General features: G+C 56.5%; 15 protein-coding genes, 1 other RNA gene and 1 pseudogene. 6 read left to right on the top strand and 11 right to left on the bottom strand.

Annotation, left to right across the window (positions count from 1 at the left end; translation table 11 throughout):
• From VSS37_RS02985 to VSS37_RS02960, 7 genes and pseudogenes are all read right to left on the bottom strand, one after another.
• The coding region (locus VSS37_RS02985) for an SdrD B-like domain-containing protein (protein WP_324693159.1) at positions 1-1,933 on the bottom strand (1,933 nt) is incomplete at its 3' end.
• 86 nt (positions 1,934-2,019) lie between these two features.
• Positions 2,020-4,137 carry an SdrD B-like domain-containing protein gene (locus VSS37_RS02980; RefSeq protein WP_324693157.1) on the bottom strand — a complete coding sequence of 706 codons (2,118 nt, stop codon included), beginning with the start codon at positions 4,135-4,137 and terminating at the stop codon, positions 2,020-2,022.
• A gap of 15 nt (positions 4,138-4,152) precedes the next feature.
• Positions 4,153-4,473 (bottom strand): annotated as a pseudogene (locus VSS37_RS21780) (SdrD B-like domain-containing protein); the annotation flags it as partial.
• Between the two features lie 208 nt (positions 4,474-4,681).
• Positions 4,682-7,186 carry an SdrD B-like domain-containing protein gene (locus VSS37_RS02975; protein ID WP_324693156.1) on the bottom strand — a complete coding sequence of 835 codons (2,505 nt, stop codon included), beginning with the start codon at positions 7,184-7,186 and terminating at the stop codon, positions 4,682-4,684.
• An 88-nt stretch (positions 7,187-7,274) separates the two neighbouring features.
• Entirely contained in the window at positions 7,275-8,195 is a 921-nt protein-coding gene (locus VSS37_RS02970) for an SMP-30/gluconolactonase/LRE family protein (protein WP_324693155.1), read from the bottom strand.
• A gap of 5 nt (positions 8,196-8,200) precedes the next feature.
• Positions 8,201-9,988 carry a hypothetical protein gene (locus tag VSS37_RS02965; protein ID WP_324693154.1) on the bottom strand — a complete coding sequence of 596 codons (1,788 nt, stop codon included), beginning with the start codon at positions 9,986-9,988 and terminating at the stop codon, positions 8,201-8,203.
• Positions 9,989-10,029: 41 nt separating this feature from the next.
• Positions 10,030-10,374, bottom strand: a complete 345-nt coding sequence (locus tag VSS37_RS02960) for a histidine triad nucleotide-binding protein (RefSeq protein ID WP_324693153.1) — start codon at positions 10,372-10,374, stop codon at positions 10,030-10,032.
• Between the two features lie 283 nt (positions 10,375-10,657).
• On the opposite strand from VSS37_RS02960, the gene VSS37_RS02955 reads away from it, so the two are divergent.
• On the top strand, positions 10,658-12,223 hold the full coding sequence (locus tag VSS37_RS02955; RefSeq protein ID WP_324693152.1) for a DUF5979 domain-containing protein: 1,566 nt from the start codon (positions 10,658-10,660) through the stop codon (positions 12,221-12,223).
• Positions 12,224-12,274: 51 nt separating this feature from the next.
• Here the strand turns inward: VSS37_RS02955 and recR are convergent, their stop codons facing one another.
• The 4 genes from recR to ffs all read right to left on the bottom strand — a co-directional run bounded on the left by recR (position 12,275) and on the right by ffs (position 15,074).
• Complete coding sequence (gene recR, locus VSS37_RS02950; RefSeq protein WP_324693151.1) at positions 12,275-12,871, bottom strand: recombination mediator RecR; 597 nt, start codon at positions 12,869-12,871, stop codon at positions 12,275-12,277.
• Between the two features lie 3 nt (positions 12,872-12,874).
• Positions 12,875-13,204, bottom strand: a complete 330-nt coding sequence (locus VSS37_RS02945; RefSeq protein ID WP_445971470.1) for a YbaB/EbfC family nucleoid-associated protein — start codon at positions 13,202-13,204, stop codon at positions 12,875-12,877.
• Between the two features lie 42 nt (positions 13,205-13,246).
• Entirely contained in the window at positions 13,247-14,893 is a 1,647-nt protein-coding gene (gene dnaX, locus VSS37_RS02940; protein WP_375339123.1) for a DNA polymerase III subunit gamma/tau, read from the bottom strand.
• Between the two features lie 84 nt (positions 14,894-14,977).
• Positions 14,978-15,074, bottom strand: an RNA gene (gene ffs, locus VSS37_RS02935) — signal recognition particle sRNA small type.
• A 217-nt stretch (positions 15,075-15,291) separates the two neighbouring features.
• Here ffs and VSS37_RS02930 point away from each other — a divergent pair.
• The 5 genes from VSS37_RS02930 to VSS37_RS02910 are packed head-to-tail and all read left to right on the top strand — an operon-like array spanning position 15,292 to position 21,945.
• On the top strand, positions 15,292-15,678 hold the full coding sequence (locus tag VSS37_RS02930) for a response regulator (protein ID WP_375339122.1): 387 nt from the start codon (positions 15,292-15,294) through the stop codon (positions 15,676-15,678).
• A gap of 57 nt (positions 15,679-15,735) precedes the next feature.
• A complete protein-coding gene (locus VSS37_RS02925) occupies positions 15,736-16,230 on the top strand; it encodes a chemotaxis protein CheW (protein WP_324693148.1) in 495 nt (164 codons plus the stop codon).
• A gap of 26 nt (positions 16,231-16,256) precedes the next feature.
• Positions 16,257-18,083 (top strand): methyl-accepting chemotaxis protein, encoded by a 1,827-nt coding sequence (locus VSS37_RS02920; protein WP_324693147.1) that lies wholly within the window; start codon positions 16,257-16,259, stop codon positions 18,081-18,083.
• A 4-nt stretch (positions 18,084-18,087) separates the two neighbouring features.
• Positions 18,088-20,991 carry a hybrid sensor histidine kinase/response regulator gene (locus VSS37_RS02915; protein ID WP_324693146.1) on the top strand — a complete coding sequence of 968 codons (2,904 nt, stop codon included), beginning with the start codon at positions 18,088-18,090 and terminating at the stop codon, positions 20,989-20,991.
• A 24-nt stretch (positions 20,992-21,015) separates the two neighbouring features.
• Positions 21,016-21,945 (top strand): response regulator, encoded by a 930-nt coding sequence (locus tag VSS37_RS02910; RefSeq protein WP_324693145.1) that lies wholly within the window; start codon positions 21,016-21,018, stop codon positions 21,943-21,945.
• Positions 21,946-22,016: the final 71 nt, after the last annotated feature.

Here is a 22,016-nt window from a genome sequence, read left to right as displayed (position 1 = left end):
GGATACCGTCGCCATCGCTGTCCAGCCAGACGCGGTTGCCGATTTCGACAGGAGCAGGGTCAGACATCAACTCCATATCCCCCAGACCTGAGCCCTTGCCCGCGTCCCCAGTCCCTTTAGAGTTCCTAATCGTATACCAGTTATCAATCTGGCCTGATTGCAGGTTAAATGTCTGGATACCCTGTGTGTTCCACCAGCATAACTTGTCAGGGTAAAGCTCACAGTCCACGATCTCACCTGCCGGATGGGGATCCATCAGCGAAGAAACCAGTTGCTGTGAGCCTTTCCGTTGCAAAAAAGCGCCGGTGGGGCCTTCCTTGCTGCCATCCCCAGCAATGTCATCAAAAAACTCACCCATCGCCTTGCCCGTATTGCAATCCGGGCTGCCTTCGATGGCGAACCCCACGGCTGTTTTACAGGCTTTCAGAATGTCCCCTTCCGAATTGTATGCGCGGATTTGGTTGCGCCCCGATTCAGCGGGATAATTTTCATTGCCTGTTTGATGGCCAAACCGATCCATGAAATTCAGGTACAGATTGCCGCTTTCGTCAAACTCAAGATCGGACAAAACCGGCTGTGGCGCAAACGTATTCCAGGTGCCAGGTTCAGCCACCGGGGGAGCCGTGTAGGCGTCAAGCCACGGCATGAACTTCAGATGTTCATGCGCATAATTCAGCTCCGTGGAAACCTCGACCGTGAAGCCCGCCTCAACATGGGCCGGGTCAAACGACAGGACAAAAGCCTGTAAGTCCGCATCATCACCGGAGAGGGCGGCATCGCAAACAGCCCCCAGATAACCCTTGCCGTTACGGAACGCCAAAGCCCACGGACGCAGGCCGCCGCCATTACACACTGGCGCATTGGGCAAACTTTCGATCAGATACTGCCGCACCTCGCCGGGCAGGCTGGCGCTGTCCCCTGACACATCAACGGCGACCAACCCTTTTTGGTACAGATTAACCAGCCATAAGGTATTGGTGCCGGGCTGCATATCCGCATCACCAATCGCCATACGGCCAACCTGCCTGAAACCATCCAAATCCCAGGTCGGCGCACCCTTGCTTGCGTTAAGCTCATAGTCTGCGGCCAGGCCACACGCAGAGGAGCGGCACACGCTGCCGAAGTCCAACAGCACATTGCTGTTCGAAGGCTTTACGCCCTGCAAGCTGAATTTACCGGCATAACTCCCTGGCGCACCGGCATGGTTATCCGCATAACTGTAGTGCTGGTAATCCACAACATAGACATCACCCTCACCACCCAGCAAACCGCTGTGGCGTTTGATCATGGCGGTTGCAAACACCCGGCGCTTGTCAGCCTGCCACGCCACCCCCCAGATTGCGCCGGTGTTGCCGACTGCCGCATCCCGGGAAGGGACAGGAGCCAAACCCTGCACACCACTGTCAGCATGGTATTCCCTATTAAAACCTGTCGTATCATAAGGAATTGAATAAATGGATGTATCCGTTGATGCATCACCCGTTGGCAGCCCCCCGAGCTGCCCGGCGACAATAATGGGTGGGTTGGATTGGGAATAATCGGCCGGTTCATTGACGCCAAAATTCACATCCGTAGCGCCATCCTGAACGAACTGGACTGATGTCCCCCCGGCTGCACTTTCCTTCAACCAATTTTCTGGCCAGCTGAATTCCAGCCGGTAGTCTGCGCCGCTGTCCAGGCCAACAAGCGTATACGAGCCTTCCGCTGCCGAAATCGCTGTCGCCGCTTGTGCGCCCGCTGTATCAAAAGCTTTTACCGTAATGCCAGCCACGCCAACTTCGTGGAACGCCGCACTGCTGTCGAATGCGCCATTGGCGTTGAAATCGCGGAATGCTTTACCCGATATGTCGGCATGCACCAGCTGTGAGACAAGAACCAGCCCACCCCCACATAGGAACCGCCCCCATGCTTGCAGTATCGCCTTCTTATACATTTAGCCTTCTAAATTATTATTAAACATAATTATTTTCTTGTGCCCACATCAATCAACAGATGATACAAGACGCTACTGCCCAACCGTTATTGGACTGTCGCGGTAATCCCTAAGCTAACCGCATTCGCTGCCCCTACCCCAACCGTACCGACATCCCACTCACCTGTTACGGCGTCATACACATCAGGCGTGGCACCGTCATGGGAAACGAAAGTCAGGCCAGCAGGGAGCTTGTCCACCACTTTCACCCCGCTCGCAACACCCTCGCCCGTGTTGGTGACCGTCAGGGTGTAAACCACCGTTTCACCCCGCTTGGCGGCAGCTGGCCCCACTGTTTTGGTCAATGCAACATCAACCTTGACCTCGGCATACCCCACGTCAAATGAGTGGTTGTTCGCCCCGGCCACAGGAATGTCCAGGGTAGTAATGGGAACCAGCCCAGCGGATGAAGCGTTGGAATCGATCTCACGGTTGCCGCCAACGGTGACCGTTGTTGGCTTGTAAGCCGCGCCGGATACGGTCACAGCCGTCGGAAACTTGAGCGTATAAGCCGTCCCCGGTTGCAGGGCGCTGACGCCGTAAATGGTGCTGGACGTAGATGTACCGGCAGCGCTGCTGAAGTAATACGTCCCATCCGCCGCCGTGGTCGCTGTTGCCAGTTCGGTGACGCCATCCGCCGCCAGCAATTTCACCTCCACGCCCGGAATGCCTGCTTCGCCCGCATCCTGGATACCGTCGCCATCGCTGTCCAGCCAGACGCGGTTGCCGATCTCAATGGGAGCAGGATCACTCAACACCTCAAGATCTCCCATCCCATTAGACTTGCCAAAATAACCATCAATTGCAGGCGTCAACAAAGTGTAATCTGTAAATGTATTGGTGGCTGAACCATGATAAACCTCATAGGCTTGGCTCTTCTGGCCCGTCAGGATGTCAGCCCGAAACATACCACCTGCGGTGGCTTGGTATGGATCCGATGATGTGTGCAGGAAGGATGTATGCCCTGGAACATGAGCCAAACCACCTTGGAATCCCTGATCACCATACGCATCTGTGAAATCGAAAAAATTCCCACCACCTGGGCCAGTATCCACATGCTGGGGATTAGTGGCATTAAAATTTGGCAAAGCACCCGTAGCTCCACCGCATACTGCATTATTTTCCAACTGCCAATCTGTCCCAGTCCAGCAGGCTTTCAAAAGCTCGCCTATCGGAGGAGATGAAGCGGCAGGAAAATAAAATCGGTCAAGGCTAACATTACGGAAGCCCATCACCATATCTTTGCCATAAAAAAACAAGTCCGAAAACAGTGGGACATATCCATTCTCCCAACTGGCCCAGATCGCCCAACTGCCCCAGTACGGCTTTTGAGGATCATCTTGAACATCCCCAAACTGCAAACCAAAACCAAAAACTCGGCTAAAGCTTCCTGCCGTTTCGCGTTTCAAGACTAACGCAGCAGGTTGGCCACCTGATTCCAGACCGGATTCATTCGAGCAGACAGCCCCCACATATAATTCATTCGCATCATTGAACGCCAAAGCAAACGGCCGGAAGTCCAGATCACTCACACAATCTGCCGGGCGCGTAATCGCCCCCAAGTCCGTAACCTGATTCGCTGTTGTCGTGGAAACCTGATATAAATGCCGGTCAAACAAATTGACCACATACAACCATTGTCCATCGGGCGAAATGTCGATATCCCCCAACGATTCCTTTCCTATCGCCGTTTTGGCGTCCAGATCATAGTCAAATTGGTCATAAGGCGCGACGGCACTGAAACTATGGGCAGTACTCCCGACATTTGGGATGGTGGCCTGAACACTAATAGCCCCCCCCTGACTAACACGATAAATGGCACCCGGGCCTCCAGGGCCAAATCCACTGCCGCGCTTATAAAATGCACTAGCAAACACACTACCCGTATTACGGTCATACGCCAGACCAAATGTTGAACCAATGTCCTGATGCCTAGCTAGAGCCGTAGGTGCTATATAACCTGCGGAACCAGGGTATCCTTCCGCAGCGTAAGGAAACTTCACCAAATTGACCAAATTCCGAAAATCCTTACCTGGCGCTGTGACAGTGTCTGTTGGGCCCAAAACTGACATTGTAGTAACCACGTCTGGAGCCTGTTGTGAGTAATCAGCAGGATTCATCAAAGCAAAATCAACATTAACCGCTCCATCCTTGACGAATTGCACAGCAGTGCCACCTGCCGCGCCGGATTTAAGCCAGCTTTCCGGCCAGGAAAACTCCAAGCGGTAATCAGCGCCATTTGCCAACCCAGCCAGCGAATAAGAGCCATCGGACGCCGAAACGGCAGTAGCTTTTTCCACGCCCGTGGCGTCAAACGCCCTGACAGTGACGCCCGCCATCCCCACCTCATTGAAACTGGAATTCGCGGTAAGAACCCCATCACCATCGAAATCACGGAAGACCTTACCAGAAATGTCGGCATGAACAGCCTGCGAAAAGATCAGCAGAATACCAACCCCAAGACTCCGCCACCACCGGCGAAGAATGCCTCTTGTATGCATGTGCCCCATCCATTATTTTTTTGCCAGTACAAAATTTAATATGGATATGCCGCTGCCAACAAGCAAAACCTGAGGATCGGTATGCGGCCAAAGTGCTCAAGCCTATCGGCAGCCGACTATGGCGCATCCATGCCCCACACTAGCACCCATCCAGTTTCCGGAACTTGTGGCCTATCTAAACCGCAATCCATCCCCTTTCATAAAAGCATCACTTGACTGTCGCCGTGACCTTCAGGGTGACGGCGTTAGCCGCCCCCACCCCGACCGTACCCACATTCCACTCGCCTGTTATGGCGTCATATACATCAGGCGTGGAGCCATCATGGGAGACAAAGACCAGGCCAGCAGGAAGCTTATCCGTCACTTTCACCCCGGTCGCCACACCCTCGCCCGCGTTGGTGACCGTCAAGGTATAAACCACCGTATCCCCCCGTTTGGCAGTGGCAGGCTCTACCGTTTTGGTCAATGCAACATCAACCTTAGTTTCGGCATACCCCACGTCAAAGGAGTGGTTGTTCGCCCCGGCCACAGGAATGTCCAGGGTAGTAATGGGAACCAGCCCAGCGGATGAAGCGTTGGAATCGATCTCACGGTTGCCGCCAACGGTGACCGTTGTTGGCTTGTAAGCCGCGCCGGATACGGTCACAGCCGTCGGAAACTTAAGCGTGTAGGCAGTCCCCGGTTGCAGGGCGCTGACGCCGTAAAGGGTGCTGGCCGTAGAGGTTCCGGCTGCACTGCTGAAGTAATACGTCCCATCCGCCGCTGTGGTCGCCACCGCCAGTTCGGTGACACCATCCGCCGCCAATAATTTTACCTCAACGCCCGGAATGCTCGCTTCGCCCGCATCCTGGATACCATCCCCATCGCTGTCCAGCCAGACGCGGTTGCCGATTTCAACAGGAGCAGGGTCAAGCACCATTTCCAAATCCCCCAGGCCAGAAGTTTTGCCCATGGTGGCGGGCACATAAGGGACACCCGTTTCGGTGGCATAAAGGAAATAACGGTTGTCATCCCCACCTGTCTGGTTATTTAGCCAATAAACCCCGCCTTCATGAAACTCCACCAAGTCAAAACCGTTACTGACCAGTTGCCCTGAACCGGGCAAAAAAGCCAAGCCTCCTTGGGTTGTTTCATTGAATGCGCTGGTATCATCCTTGATTGGGCCATAATCCCCCCAGTAATACTCCTCATGGGTTTTTACGCTTGCCGGAATAGCTGTGGCGCAACCTGTGGTGCCATCTTCCCTATATGAACCAGCAGACTTACAGAAACGCAAAACATCACCTGACCCCGTGTAATCACTTAAGTTGGTATCCGAACAGTTCAGGCTATTGTAATTGTTGGTACCCGTTATAATGGTCGAACGGTCAAGGATACCCAGCATCAACGACCCATCAAGATCAAACTCAATGCTGGCAATCAGCGGGACATTCACTATCGAGTCAGAGTGGTACCAGGCCGACCATGTGGAGTCGGCGTTTGGGCCATAGCCCGCCCGGGGGCTGCTGAACCCAAATGAATGCTCGACCGCAAAACCACTGGTTGGATTTGTGGGGTCGAAACGTAGGACATACCCCATCAATTCATCCGTACCCGGATAAGGAGCGGAAGAAGCATCACACACGACTCCGACATAAACATTGCCTTCATGGTATTTCACACCCCACGGGCGCAACTCCCCATTTTGGCAGGCATACCCAGATGGCAAGGCAATGCCATACCCACCCAACACATCAGCCGCTGTCGGGGTAGTGGCCGGGCTGACATTCTGAATGCCATACAGTTTTTTATCCGCCATGTTGACCAGCCACAAACGGTTATGTTCATTGTCCATGGTAATGCCACCAATGCCGATCGTGCCGATTTGCTCCGCCGCCGCAATATCGTGGGCGGGCTGTGTCATATCGGTTGCCAAGCTATTACAGGACGTAGCATCACGCGGACTATCGCCCACTGGAATGCCGATACTTTTCACATCAATGTAATTGAGGGAACCACTACTGGCCGTCGTCGGGTCGCTCATGTCAACCTTGTAGATACCACCAATCCCCAAAGGCCCGAAGCCAACAAAACGCCGCAGGGCGGCTGATGTATAGAGTGTCTGGGTACTACGCTGGAAAGCGGTGCCCCAGGTTGCCCCAATCTGGCCCATGGTTGCCTTGACTACGGGTGCAGGAGTCTGGTTGGTATAGTCGGCACTCGTCGCGCCATAAGGGAACACAAACAACCCCGCCTGGTCAGCAATCGTGCCAGATGCCTGTGAATCACCATTGATGTACTGGGGGATCACAAGGTAAGGGTTGGTCGTATTGCTGAAATCATCCGGGTTCAGGACTGCAAAATCCACCCCCGTAGCCCCATCCTTGACGAATTGCACAGCAGTGCCACCTGCCGCGCCGGATTTAAGCCAGCTTTCCGGCCAGGAAAACTCCAAGCGGTAATCAGCGCCATTTGCCAACCCAGCCAGCGAATAAGAGCCATCGGACGCCGAAACGGCAGTAGCTTTTTCCACGCCCGTGGCGTCAAACGCCCTGACAGTGACGCCCGCCATCCCCACCTCATTGAAACTGGAATTCGCGGTAAGAACCCCATCACCATCGAAATCACGGAAGACCTTACCAGAAATGTCGGCATGAACAGCCTGCGAAAAGATCAGCAGAATACCAACCCCAAGACTCCGCCACCACCGGCGAAGAATGCCTCTTGTATGCATGTGCCCCATCCATTATTTTTTTGCCAGTACAAAATTTAATATGGATATGCCGCTGCCAACAAGCAAAACCTGAGGATCGGTATGTGGCCTATTGCTCTGGAATAGAATCCATGAACGACCACTTGTCATCCGCTGGCCCATAACGGAACAGATAAATCCGCCTATGCAGGTTGTTTTCCGCCATCAACCGGAAACCGAACTCCACCTCTTTGGCCTGCAACAGATACTGCCCTTGCCGGTCTTTCCCGAACTCGATCTTGCGCACACTGGTGGTGTTGCCGCCCGATAATGTCGCCAGCGCAAATTCGTGGCGCACATCGCTGGTGAAATCCCCGTTGGCGTCCAGCGCAACCGAATAGACATCCGATGAACGCGCCGACCCCCAATACAGCCGCTTGTGTTGCACCCCATTGAAAACGCCGACCCCAATTGCGTCGGTGTTCTCCAATTGCCCCACCACTTGTTGGCGGGCGACATCGATACGGTACACCCGCCCCAACGCCTGCCCAGGCTTGGAGCCAGCCAGCGACGTGGCGTACAGGCTATTGGTGTCGCAATCGTAAAACAGCCCCATCACCCCAAACGGATTGGCGGGGGATGGCGGGGCAGCCGACGGCAGTTCCAGCCACAAGGCCATTTCCCCGCTTTGCGCGTCAATCCGGTAGATGCGGTTCTGCAAGGCAGGGGGGTTTTCGGCCAGGCTGACTTCCGGCGTGGGGGCAATGTAAATATTCCCGTCACGGTCACGCACAAACGCCCCCACATGCCCGGCGTCATCCCAGCTTGGATGGCTCCACGACTGGCCGGTTTGCGCATTCAGCAAACGGATGCCGGTGTAACCACGCTGTTGCGTGTCAATCGCCACCTGGCCGCCCAAGCCGGTGTTGCGGATGAAACCAGGCATGGCATGGCAGGCATCTGCCACACCGGGCGTGAAATCGCCCATATCCGGCTTGCCGCAACCATTCAGCGCCAACGCCACACCCATTAGAACAGCAACATTACGCATGACCGTCACCCGCCTGCCTTGACCGGCACGAACATCGGCCCTGACCAGCAAGGCCACACTTCGATATTCTGTACGCCGTCCTTTACCCGTGTATCCGCCCAGCAATATTCGCTGCCCGGATCGCCATCATTCTTGATCTGCGGCACATACCACAGCACCACATCCTTGCCTTGCAAAGGTTCAGCCGGTTCAATGAAATGTTCCGGCCCCTGGCGGTAATCCTTGTTGCAGCAAGAGCCGAGCGTCACCGTATCCTGCTCCCCTTCCTCCGGCTTATAGGCGCTGAAATAGGTGAACGCATGGTCGCCACGCCCCTGATCCCCAAACTGGCCGTTCCCCGGCTCGACATAAAAACCGCCACCATCCTGGCCAGTCACCCGGTACTGGTAACCTTCGGCAGTCAGTTTGGCATCATCCTGCAAACGCCATTGCTCCTTGTCCCAGTTTTTCCACCCGGCACCATCCCATTCCGCCACCGAATCAGCCGCACCCGCGCCGCCCACATCCAGGTCGATACGCACGACCGGACGGTACATGCCATCAGTCCCGCAGCCACGCCCGAAATCAGCCTGCGCCACCCGGAAACGGCCATCCCGGTAAAACTCGAAACGCTGCACATAACGGTAGTTGCAAGGCGTCGGCCATGGTGGCTGGCGGAAATCCTGCACCAGCGCAAACCCAACCTCCTGGCCATCCTTGACGATAGGTTCGGTCTTCGGGCCATCGTAGGCGATCACCACCGCCGAACTGAACAACGGGCAACCAATCGCATCACTGTAGCCAAACCCTTCACGCGAGGAATAACTGACATGCCAGTCCAGCAGCTTGGCGTTCTTCAACACCGGCCTGCCATTGAACTTGACATTGGTAAGCTGCAAGCCGTCAGAGCCAGTGATGACATAATCCATGCTCCAACCAGCCTGCGCCAGCGAGTTCACTTTTTCGCAGTAATTGCGGAAGGTGGTTTCATTTTCCAGGCTACGCTCCGTCACCACCGTGCGCGGGCCGCTGGAGCCGAGATCCGTCCAACGGGAGCCGACCAGCTTGCCGTCGGTCAAATCCACAATCGCCCAGAGCGCATCGTTTGCAAACACATAGGTGGGGGCGACGCACAAATGGTGGGAACGTTCGCACATGGAGTCCTGCAAGGCGGTCTTGAACTCTTTTTTGTCCGGCTGGCGGTCGCGGTCTTGCAAAATGGCCTGGATTTCCGGTGCCGCGCCCGCAATTTTCGCGGCCAGATCCACCAGATGCTGCGGCAAATCCGGTTGCGCATAGTTCTGGCGGCTGACCCCCAACACCCGCTCCCCCTTCACATCCACAAAGGCGATGGTGGAAGCGTTGTCGAAATGGCTGTACATCTCCACCCGCCAGCATTCCGCCTGCGCGCACGGCCCAGCGTTACCGTTGAAATCCACTGGCAACGCCTTGCGCACCGTCATGATTTCATTACGCAAAGCTTCCCCCGTTTTGGGGTCGCGGGTGAATTTGAGGAATTCGGGATGGGCGACCGCCAGCTTTTGCGCCGACTGCGCCTGAGGGTCGGGCAACTCATGCCCATCCAGCAGCAAGACTGGCGGGTCAGCCTGCAAGGCCTGCCGCACCTTTTCCCAATAAGCCGCCAATTCGGGAATTTTGGCCTGCAAATCCTCGCGCGCCACCGGCTGTGCCAGCGCGCTGGTGTCCGTGAACTTGTCGGCTACTGGCAAGGTGACGGATTTTGGCTTGTCATCCCCACATCCCGCCAGCCACAAAAAAACAAGGCATAGCCCCATGCCCAGATGTCTATTCATTTTTCAGCCCCGGTATTGTGTCGTTGTCCAGGATGCGCCGTTCAGCCTGGCGGCCAGCTCAGGCGGCGTCCCGCCAGCACATGCAGATGGATATGGAAGACGGTCTGCCCGGCATCTGCGCCGCAATTCATCACCGTGCGGTAGCCTTCTTCCGCATACCCGGCATCCGCCGCCACCTTTTGCGCCGCCAGATACAGCTTGCCCACCAATTCCGCATCAGCAGGCGTCAGGTCGTTGATGGTGGCGATGTGCCTGCGCGGGATCACCAGCACATGCAATGGCGCTTGCGGATTGATGTCATGGAAGGCCACCACATCCCCATCCTCGTAGGCAATTTTTGCCGGAATCTCGCCTGCCGCAATCCGGCAGAATAGGCAATTGCTCATCAATACTTTCTCCGCTCTTCAGGTTTGTGCAAAAAGAAGCCGCCTAACCGCCGCATGGTATATGATTTTTCACCGTACATCACCCTTTCCCAAAGGGTTGCCTGAAGTGACGCCAAGGCGGCTCCATAAGCAACATCATAAAATATCTTTCTTGCTCTATTGAATACTATTCAATCATTATTTATAGTTGTAACTGGAAAGGGACAACTTATGATCACGGCCGTGAAAACAACAACATTAAACATCTTTACTAATAAGAAGCTTACTCAATCGGGCAAAAACCATGATAAAAATCAGCCATACCACGCCAGCGTGGATTTTTCTGGCGGCCACGTTGTTGGCTGTTGGGGATGCCGCAGCAGACTCCATGACATTACCGCCAGGCGTGCCCGCCCCCTCCTTCGTCAACAGCTTTGTTTTGATCGATGACCCAGGCAACGGTGACGACTCCCGGTCAGGCTACGGCGGCGTCAACTACAAATATCGGGTCAGCTCCACCCAGATCACCGTTGGCGACTGGGTGGCGTTCCTTAATGCCGTTGACCCAAACAACACCATGGGCTTTGAGCCGATTGACTCCAGTTGCGGCAATGATTACTGCTACTCCGCCTATACCTACAACAGCTCTGCAACACCGCCTTGGAAGGTGACGGCCTTTACTGATGATGGCATGAACATGACGGCGGCAAAGGCGGCCAAAATACCGATTGACTGGCTGTCGCTCAACCGGGTCGCCCGCTACATGAACTGGCTGGCGACCGGCAACATTGAGCAGGGGGCATTCACCTTTGCCCAGTCTGGTTCACCACTGGGCAACCGCCCGATTACGGCGTTCAACGCAGCCTACCCCGGCCCGCGCCTGCCGCTGGAAGATGAACTCTACAAGGCAATGTACTGGGATAAAGCCAACCAGACCTACACCGATTACCCAACCAGCAACCTGCAAGGCGGTGAGCCTGTGCTGGCGACCGTCAACAGCAGCGGCATCCACAATTCCAATCCGGGTGGGGCATTGATCCCCGGCTATGGCGGAACCGGCCACTACGCCCAGGTCGGGCAAGAAACCGGCAACCCATGGGGCATGTTTGATACGACAGGGAACCGGCATGAAACAGCCTTGTCCCCTTCCGCCCCCGACACTGCGATCCTGCGGCGGGCGTCTGCTTTCGGCTCCGTGACGGACTCCCGCTACGACTTCAGGATGGAGCTGCCCGCAGAGAACCGCTATGTCAGTATCGGTTACCGGGTGTGGATGGGGGTTTCCGCGCCTTCAGGGACTGTACGCATCAGCAAGCAAGTGACGGGAGGCAGCGACCCGCAGGCGTTCAGCTTCAAACTCGATTGCGCGGGAACGCTCTACGACAAAACCGGCATCCTGCTGCACAATGGGGAAACGTATGAATCTGACGCCATTCCCTCCGGAACCCAATGTACGGTGACGGAAACGGCCCCGACTGCTCCGGCAGGTTTCACCTATGACCCGGCCCAATATTCCCCCTCACAGACAGTCAGCATTGTCAGCGGACAACAGAAAACCATTGCGGTCACCAACACCTTGAAACCAATTCCCCCAAAAGTTGATATTGAATTAAACAAAACCATCGATAAAAGCGCTGCCAAACGGGGCGACACAGTGATTTATACCCTCAGCGCCACCAATAAAGGGCCAAACAACGCCACCAATATAGCCGTCACGGACAACCTGCCAGCAGGGGTTTCTTATGTCAGCGATAACGGGCTAGCGGTATACGGCTCCCAAGTCTACAACCACACGACAGGGGTCTGGATGATTGGCAACCTCGCCAACGGTGAAACCAAAGTGTTAAGCATAGCAGCCACTATTAATTGAGAAGGTTGCACAGGCTGTGGCGGCGGCTTGCGCCGTTTTGAAAATTCGCGCTCAATATTTCCTGCGCCCTTCAAAGGCGTGGGAAAGGGTGCCGCTGTCGACGTATTCCAACTCACTGCCGACCGGGACACCATGGGCGATGCGTGACGCGGGAATATGGCGTTTGGCCGCCAGCCCGCTGATATAGTGTGCGGTGACCTCGCCTTCCACCGTCGGGTTGGTGGCGAGGATGACTTCCTGCACCTCGCCTTCATCCAGGCGGGCTTCCAGCACATCCAGGCCAATGTCTTCCGGGCCAATGCCGTCCAATGGCGACAAACGCCCACCCAGCACGAAGTAGTAGCCACGGTAGCCTGTTGCCTGCTCCACCGCCACCACATCGGAAGGGTGCTCCACCACACACAGCAATTCCTTTTGCCGCGCCGGATTGGCGCAAATCCGGCAGGTTTCGTGCTCGGTCAGGGTGCGGCAGCGGGAGCAATGGCGAATCTCACGCATCGCCCTTCCCATCACATCCGCCAGCCGTTCGCCACTGCGCCGGTCGTGCTCCAGCAGGTGGAAAGCCATCCGCTGGGCCGTGCGCGCGCCCACGCCCGGCAAGCACCGCAGGGCGTCGACCAGTTCCTTCAGCAGCGATGATCCGTGCATGGATCAGAACGGCATCTTGAAGCCAGGCGGCATCGGCATCCCGGCAGTGACGCTGGACATGCGGTCACGGGTGGCCTCTTCCACCTTGTGCACGGCGTCATTGAAAGCCGCCGTCACCAGATCCTCGATCATATCCTTGTCATCTTCAAACAGGCTGGGGTCAATAGTGACGCGCTTGCATTCATGTTTGCCATTGATGACAACGGCAACCAACCCGCCGCCGGACTGCCCGGCAATTTCCATCGCGGCAATCTCTTCCTGCGCCTTCTGCATGTTTTCCTGCATCTTCTGCGCCTGTTTCATCAGGTTGCCGAGTCCAGCTTTACCCATCATGATGTTATTTCCTCAGTTTTTTGGTTAATGGAACGCAGTTTACTACACTTTACCCGCTTCTGTGCGCGGACGGATGCTGCCCGGCACTATGGCCGCCCCAAAGGTTTCCTGCAATTGCTGGACGAAAGGGTCATTGCGGATGGAATCCTCTGCCTCCGCCTGCTGTTCCGCCGCAAGGCGCAGGCTGCGCTTTTCCGGTGTTTCCTCTGTCAACGCCACCAGCTTGAACAGCAGTTTCAGTCCGCGCCCATAATGTTTGGCCAGCGCCTCCGCCAGTTGGGCTTCAGCGCGCGGGCTTTGCAGGCTGGAGCCGCTTTCATCCAGCAACAGGGTCAGGTGTTCGTCCGTCACGGACTCCAGCAGGCAATGTTGCGCCAACGGCAGCGCCATGCCGGAAAGGCCCAGCATGGGCAAGATGGTGTGCCAGTCATTGTGGGATGGTGCTATGGAGGGGATGATCGCGGCAGGCACTTCCCTGTCAGGGACAATGCTGGCGGGCGCATCAACCTTGGCCGCGGCTAAGGGCTGTGGGGGAACAACGGGGAGAGCCTTTTTCTCGACGGGGGTAGGGCTAACCGCGCGCACGGGGGCGTCTTCACTCAGAATTTTTTTTTTCTCGGCTTGCACCGGGCGGTTTTCAGGTTGTACGGTTTTGCCATCATCCAGCCGGAACGCCAGCATCCGCAACAGCAACATTTCAAACCCACTGCGCGGATCAGGCGCCAGCGGCAAATCCCGCCGCCCATGCAGCGCCATTTGGTAGTAAAGCTGCACATCTGCCGGAGACAACAGCTTCGCCAAGGCGGCGACATCGGCGTCCGCCTCCTCGGACGGAACCACCTGCTGCAAGGCGACGGCATGCAGCAGGGAAATCAGGCTGTCCGCCGCCGAAGTGAAATCCGTCGTCAGCTGCGCCATTTGCGCCACCGTCGCCAGCATCCGCCCGCCGTCATCCTCCGCCACCGATTGCAGCAAGCTGACCAGGTGCTCATGCGGCAGCAGGCCCAGCATATCCTGCACATCTTCTTCGCTGACCGCGCCGCCGCCCGCGACAATCGCTTGGTCGGCGAGGCTCAGGGCGTCCCGCATGCTGCCATCCGCCGCCCGCGCCAGCAACCGCAAGGCAGTGTCGCTGAACGGGATGCCTTCCTGTTCCAACACATTGGCCAGATGCCCACTGATCATGTCGGCGGGCATGCGCTTGAGGTTGAATTGCAGGCAACGCGACAAAATGGTGACCGGCAACTTTTGCGGATCCGTGGTGGCGAACAGGAATTTGACGTGCGGCGGCGGCTCTTCCAGCGTTTTCAACAGCGCGTTGAAACTGTGCCCGGAGAGCATGTGCACTTCGTCAATCAGGTAAATCTTGAAGCGGCCACGGGTCGGCGCGTACTGGACGTTGTCCAGCAGGTCGCGGGTGTCTTCCACCTTGGTGCGGGAAGCGGCGTCGACTTCAATCAGGTCGACATGACGGCCCTCGGCGATTTCCTTGCAACTGCGGCATTCCCCGCAAGGTGTGGCGGTGACGCCAGTTTCACAATTGAGGCATTTGGCGAAGATACGCGCCAAGGTGGTTTTCCCCACCCCACGGGTGCCAGTGAACAGGTAGGCGTGATGCAGGCGTTGTTGGCCATTATTCCCATCGAGCGCATTCATCAGGGCGCGCAGCACATGCGCCTGGCCTACCATTTGCTGGAAGTCCTGGGGCCGCCATTTTCGTGCAAGTACCTGATAACTCATGGGATGATTATGGAGATTTGAGTGGGCGGCAGCCTGCGCCAGCCACATCCCGGCACCCGAATCAGTAGTTACCGCTGCTCCCTTCCGGGCCTGACGGGGTTCACCACCTATCGTCGCGGGAGGACCAACACAGGCCACCATTGCGATATGAACGGGCGATTATGACGGAATTGCCGGGTAGCGACAAGCTTTACCAACTTGCAGGCGCAGCTTCGGAAAAACAGAAATCCGTTTGCCCAATAGAATCTAGTTGACTATAAATGTAAGTGACAGTTATTGTCCACCGAGGCTGACAACAAACCCAGCAAGAAGCAGCCCGTAATTGACTTCACCCCCGAGGGAGCAATATGCCGAGTGTGAACGGAAACAACCCCGCAATCCGCAAAATATTGATTGCCGACGATTCCGCTACCGAACGCGTTAACCTTACCCGCATTCTGGAAACTGCGGGTTATCAGGTCATACCTGCGCAATCGGGCAACGAAGCCAGGGCTTTGGCAGAAAGCCAGTTGCCAGACCTGGTCATATTGGACATCATGATGGAAGACGGCGACGGTTATCAGGCATGCCGCGCGCTGAAGCGCAACCCCACCACAAAGTCGATACCGGTGGTCATGATTTCCAGCAAATCCAACTCGGTAGACAAGCAGTGGGCGCAAAAACTCGGTGCCAATGCCTATATCGTCAAACCTTATACGGATGAGGATGTCTTGCAGCAAATCGCTGCATTCTAAGATACATCCCAACATTCCAGCGGAAGAGAACCCCTTATTCTGGCGAGGGAGACCAGCGTGGGAAGCCTACAACAAACGAGCGCCATGCAGGCAGCGCCTGCCCTTGCCCAAACCGTCAGCCGGTTTTGCTACCGCATTGGCACCAACCTGATCCTGATGGAGCCGGAAATCCTGGCGGAAATCCTGACGGCGACCACCGTCTATCCAGTCCCTTTCGCGCCTGACTGGTGCGCAGGCCTTATCAGCTTACGCGGCGACCTTTACCCGGTCATCGACATGCACAGGGTTGTGCTGGGTCAACCCATGCCCGACAACTGCCAGTTATTGTTTTTCCAGCACCCGCAGTTTCCGCCGGTCGTGTTGAGTTGCGATGGCTACCCGCGTCATTTGAAACTGAGCCGGGAAGACTTGACGGAACACAATAGCGAAACATTGCCCGGCTGGATTCCCCATATCCTGTATCATGACGGCCAAACCCTGCTGGCCGCCGACCACGGCAGATTATTGCGGCACATCCAACGCAACATGACCAGAAACCCAGACCCAACCTGATTCAAGCAAGGGAGACAGAAACCAGAATGGCGCTTAAATTTTCCAATATATTCAGAGACTTGTCAGTCGCCCGCCGGATTTACCTGCTGATTCTGGCCCCGTTGCTCATCCTGTTCGTCACCGGTGCCTTCACCATCATCGCCCTCAACCAGAACCGTGTGGCTTTGCAGGAAGTCAGCCAAAGGATCGCCGCCATTGACCAAGGCAACAAACTGATCCGCCGTTTGCAACGTGACCACATCACGCTGTTATATGAAGTGCAACTTGGCGGCCTCTCATGGGAAGAAGGCCTGCAACAAATGACCAAATTGGAATCCGACCTGCAAAGCCTCCATCTCCCGCGTTACAAGGATGCCAAGGCAAACGATGTCGCCCGGCAAGATGAACAAAGCCAGCAAGCGATCAGTGAAGCTGAGAAACTGGTTGAAGTGATCAAGAAAAGCGAAGACATACTCAAATCCAAAGACAATGAACGGCTCCGCCAATACCTCATGGATGGGTTGCGCAGCGACACCCAGCCATTGCGCAACACACTTTACAAGGAAGTGGACCGCGACGTTGACAAGGTGGGAACCACCCTTACCTCAGCGGGAAACGGCACCCAGCACTTCCTGACAGCAACGATCAGCCTGATTTTATTGGGCACACTGGTCGCCGCGCTACTTAGCTACTACATCTACCAATCCATCGACCAATCCATCGCCAAGCTGATCAGTACGGTACGTAAAATTTCCGCTGGTGACTTGGCGGCGCGGGTCGCCCTGGAAGGCCAGAATGAGCTCGCCGAGCTGGGTTATAATTTCGACAAAATGGTGGAAGAACGCATTGCCACCCAAGCACAGATCGACCGTGACCACCAGCAGCTCAACCAATCGGTCGGCTCCTTGCTGGACGCCGTTTTCGACCTCAGCGAACGCAACCTGACCGTGCGCGCCAAAGTGACGGAAGACGCCACCGGCCCACTCGCCGACGCCATCAACCAGCTGGCGGAAGACACCAGCGACGTGCTCAAACAGGTGCGCGAAGTCGCCGCCTCGGTGGAACAAGCCTCCCAGGATGTCAACTACTACGCGCTTGAGGTCAACAAACTCGCGCGGCTGGAACAGACTGAAGCTGAAGAAACCGCCTCCCAACTTGACACCATCCTGCACCGGTTGGACGCCATCGCCCAGTCCGCCCAGCAGGCCAACCAGGTTGCCGACACCACCTCCAGCACAACCCGCCATGCGCAGGAAACCGTATCGCGCACCGTGGAAAACATGTCCAGCATCCGCACCACGGTGCAGGAAACCGGCAAACGCCTCAAACGCCTGGGCGAACGTTCCCAGGAAATCAGCCAGATCATCGACGTTATCAACAACCTGTCCGAACGCACCACGGTGCTGGCGCTCAATGCCAGCATGCAGGCCACCGCCGCAGGCGAGGCGGGGCGCGGCTTCTCCATGATCGCGGAAGAAATCCAGCGGCTGGCGGAAAACTCACGCGACTCCACCAACCAGATCGCCACCCTGGTGCATAATATCCAGCAGGAGGCCAACACCACCATCGCCACCATGGAGCACACCATTGAGCAGGTTGTGAGCGGTTCCACCCTGGCCGAAGAGGCTGCCCAGCAAATGCAGGCCACCCTGGAAACCACCAACGAACTGGTCACATCGGTCGAAAGCATCGCCCTCTCCTCCGCTGAACAAGCCGCCATCAGCAAAAACCTGCAAACCCGCGCCGAACGCATCCTGGAAGCCACCCAGTCCACCGGTAAGGAATTGCTCTCCCTCACCGGCCTGACCCGGAACATGGCCGAATACAGCCAACGGCTGGTGCAATCGGTCAACGTTTTCAAGCTGGAAGCCTGAGCGCATGGATGACGCCATCGCCTTCGCCGAAGAGCTGGAAGATGTCGCCCTGCAACTTTCCAGCCTGAACCCGCTGGCGGCGGAACCGGAGGAAATCGCCGCCGTCGCCGCCAGTTGCCTCGCCGAATACGAACGCCTCAGCATGGCCGCCGCGCTGTATGGCCGGGAAGGCGTGCAACAAACAGCGGAATGGGTGCAAGGCATGTTGGCCAGCTTTCAGGCGTTGCCTGAAGCCATCCTGGAACTCCTGCAAGGCGGGCAACTGTTTGGCTGGATTGAACTGACGGCCATCGCCCTGCGCGAACCGGAGGAGCTTGCCCACCTTCCCTCCCTCACCGCCGAATTGCTGGATGAGGCGTGGCCGGAGCCGCCTGAACCCGCAATGCTGGAAAAGCTGCTTCTCGACCTGCGCCTGAACGCCCAGGAAACCACCACCGAAGCAGCAGGAGACGAACCCGCTGCGGCGGCATCCGCCAACGCAGATGAAGCCAGCAGCCAGCCGGAAACAGACGGCCACACCAATCCGCTGGCTTGGGACGCTGACATCCACCCGGAACTGCTGGCGGCCTACCTACAGGAAACCCCCGGCCAGATTGCCGAAGCTTCCCGCCTGATCCACCTCATCGCCAAAGGCGGCGGCTCACCGGAACAAAAGCGCCACGCTGCCCGGCTGGCCCACACCATCAAAGGGGCCAGCGGCGTGGTCGGCGTCACTGCGATCGCCGCATTCACCCACCGGCTGGAAGACATCCTCGACCTGAACATCGCCCGCCAGTTGCCTAACGGGCTTGGCGAAACCCTGGAGGCCGCCGCCGATTGCCTGGAAGCCCTGTTCGACCACTTGCAGGAACACCAGCCGTTGCCGGACGAATACCCCGCCTTGCTGACAGCGATGGATGAATGGGAGCAACGCCTTGCCGCAGAACAGCCTGTTGCGCAAGAAATTCCAGAAGGGATAGAGCCGGAAATCCTGTGGCCGACAACGCCGCCCGCCCTACCAGACTTCATTACCGGCAATGACGCCGCCGATGATGACGCCACCGCCGATGCCACGCCTGCAACACGCAGCGGCAGCACCCACCTCAGCGTGCCGATGGAAACTATCCAACGCCTGCTCAATCTTGCCGGGGAACTGATAACCTCCACCAGCCAGATTGCGGAGCATGCCCAGCACACCCTCAACTTCGGCAAGCAACTGCAACGGCAGGATGAACATATCCGCCAAATGTTGGACGCATTGGGTGAAACCATCGACCAGCAATCCGCCAACCCAAACGCACAACTTGCCCACCAAGCCTCGCCGCCCAACAGCCCGGACAGCCATTTCGACCAGCTTGAGCTGGAGGCCTATAACGACTTGCACAGCACTGCCAGCTTGCTGACCGAATCCATCGCCGACAACCGGGAGCTGACCCGCAGCTTGCAACAGCAAATCCGCCAGATTTCCGAACAGATTTACCAGCAGCAGCGTTTGCAGCGCCAGCTTAGTGAAACCATCCTGCGCACCCGGCTAGTTCCGGTACAGAGCATTGTGGCGCGGGTGGAACGCACCGTGCGTGAAACCTGCCGCCGCACCGGCAAGCAAGCCAACATCAGCATTTACGGCCAGAACCTGCAAATCGACACCGACATCCTGCAAGGTCTGACTGCGCCCCTGTTGCACATGCTGCGCAATGCGGTCGACCATGGCATTGAACCTTCCGAACAGCGCCAAGCGCTGGGTAAAGGGCAGGAAGGGCGAATCACACTGCGCTTTGAACAAAAGAGCAGCCAGATTCATCTGACCCTGCAAGATGATGGGCAAGGGCTGGACAGCAAACGCATCCGCGCCCGCGCCATTGAACGCGGCCTGATCAAAGCAGATTCTGAGCTGAATGAAGAAGATACATTACGGCTCATCCTGGAGCCTGGCTTCACAACCCGCGATCAGGTGAGCGAAATATCCGGGCGCGGAGTCGGCATGGACGTGGTGCGGACTGCTGTTGAAAACCTGCAAGGGCTGCTGCATATCAGCAGTACGCCCGGACAGGGCACAACCCTCCATATCCAGGTTCCCCTGACGCTGATCGCCACCAATGCCCTGCTGGTGCACGCGGCTGGCAGGCTCGTCGCCATTCCCGGCAACACCATCCAGCAATTGCAATACGCGGCGGCTGACGAACACATCCTTGACCAAGGTGTTTGGCGCATCAATCATCAAGGACAACGGTTGGAAGTGACGCAACTGGCACGTTTATTGGGTTGGCAAGCTGACCCACCGGATTTACGCAAGGGCCATTCCTTACTATTGGTTGAAAGCGAACACAGGCTCCATGCCCTGCATGTCGACGAGGCCTTGCAGCCGCGCGACATTGTGGTCAAGAGCCTTGCGCCTTGGCTAAACCTGACCCAAGGGGTCAGCGGAGCCTGCATTCTGGCCAATGGCGCTGTGGCTCCCGTGCTTGACATGCTACGTTTGTTGCGCAATTTCGAACACGGATTGCTGGAGTTGAACAACACTGGCAACGTAAGCCGACCCGCCACACTGCAACGGCCGCGCATCCTGATTGTTGATGACTCCCTCAGCAACCGTAAATCACTCAGCCTGATGGTTGAGCAAATGGGTTATCTGCCTATCACTGCCATTGATGGGCTGGATGCATTGCAACATCTGCATGACCAGGCTATAGAGCTGATCCTGACTGATCTGGAAATGCCCCGCATGAATGGCCTGGAAATGACACAAGCCATCCGCATCTGGCCTGAAAAACGTCATCTCCCGATTATCATGATCACTTCGCGCAGCACCCAGAAACACAAACAGATGGCGCAAGCAGCGGGCGTCAATGATTACCTGGGCAAACCCGTCAGCCATGACACCCTGCAAACGTACTTGAACAAATGGCTCAGGATACAATTGGCCGCCTAACATGCGGTGTGGAGAAAACTCATAATGAAACCAGAAACAATCGGCATATGTTTGCTTGAATTACCGGAGAAAGATCAGGCGGTCATACAGCGTGTCATCACATTTGCTGCATCACAAGGCAAAAACTACGGCGTCCACCCTGACCCTGACAACGCCCATATCATCATCACACTGGAAAACGTCCAACTCCCTACCGGCCCCGCCTTGAGCATCCGCATCGGCGAATCTGTATTGCCTTGTGACATGGTGTTGCAACGCCCGCTATTGGTCACACGCGTGATGCGCATTCTTGATGATGCGGTTCACTTGCTCAAGTCACGCCCTATAGTCACAGAAACTCCCTCATCCGTCAGTGAAAAAGAATCAACGCCCCTTCCTCAAGAATCTGACTCAACCGCCCCTGAAACTGAATCAACAGAAGCCACAAACACAGCACCGATAGCAACAACACAGCCGGAAGAAGCTCCATCCATAAACAGCGAAGCTGAAGAAACGATAAGCGATCCGGAACCTATCACACAAGACGCCACCGATGCCGCAATAGAAACGGCGCTCACTCCAGACGATTACACATACACTGCTTTAGTGGTTGATGACAGCGCCTCCATCCGTAAACAACTGGAACTGGAATTACGCGCCGCCAAAATCAAGGCGGAATTTGCCGAAACCGGTGAAGAAGCCCTGGAAAAATCAGCGCATAAGCAATATGACCTTGTATTTCTTGATATTGTCATGCCCGGTATTGACGGTTATGAAGTTTGCAGACAAATGCGCGCCCGCAAAACCATGAAAAAAATGCCGATCATCATGCTCAGCGGAAAAACCTCTCCCCTAGACGAAGTGCAAGGTGTCATAGCCGGAGCCTCAACATACCTGACGAAGCCAGTCAGGCATGAACAGTTTCAGCAAACCCTGAAGCGCGTATCCAAATGGCTGACAAACTTTGCCTGCTGACCTCAGCCCGCCCCCGGCGCAAAGTTTGCGCGCATAAAAAAGCCCCGCTGGCAGTGTCACCTGCGAGCGGG

This window comes from Candidatus Thiothrix phosphatis (assembly GCF_035668035.1).
GTDB classification, from domain to species: domain Bacteria; phylum Pseudomonadota; class Gammaproteobacteria; order Thiotrichales; family Thiotrichaceae; genus Thiothrix; species Thiothrix phosphatis.
Note: the sequence above shows the minus strand (reverse complement) of the source record. Positions and strands in the feature narration are given on the sequence as shown.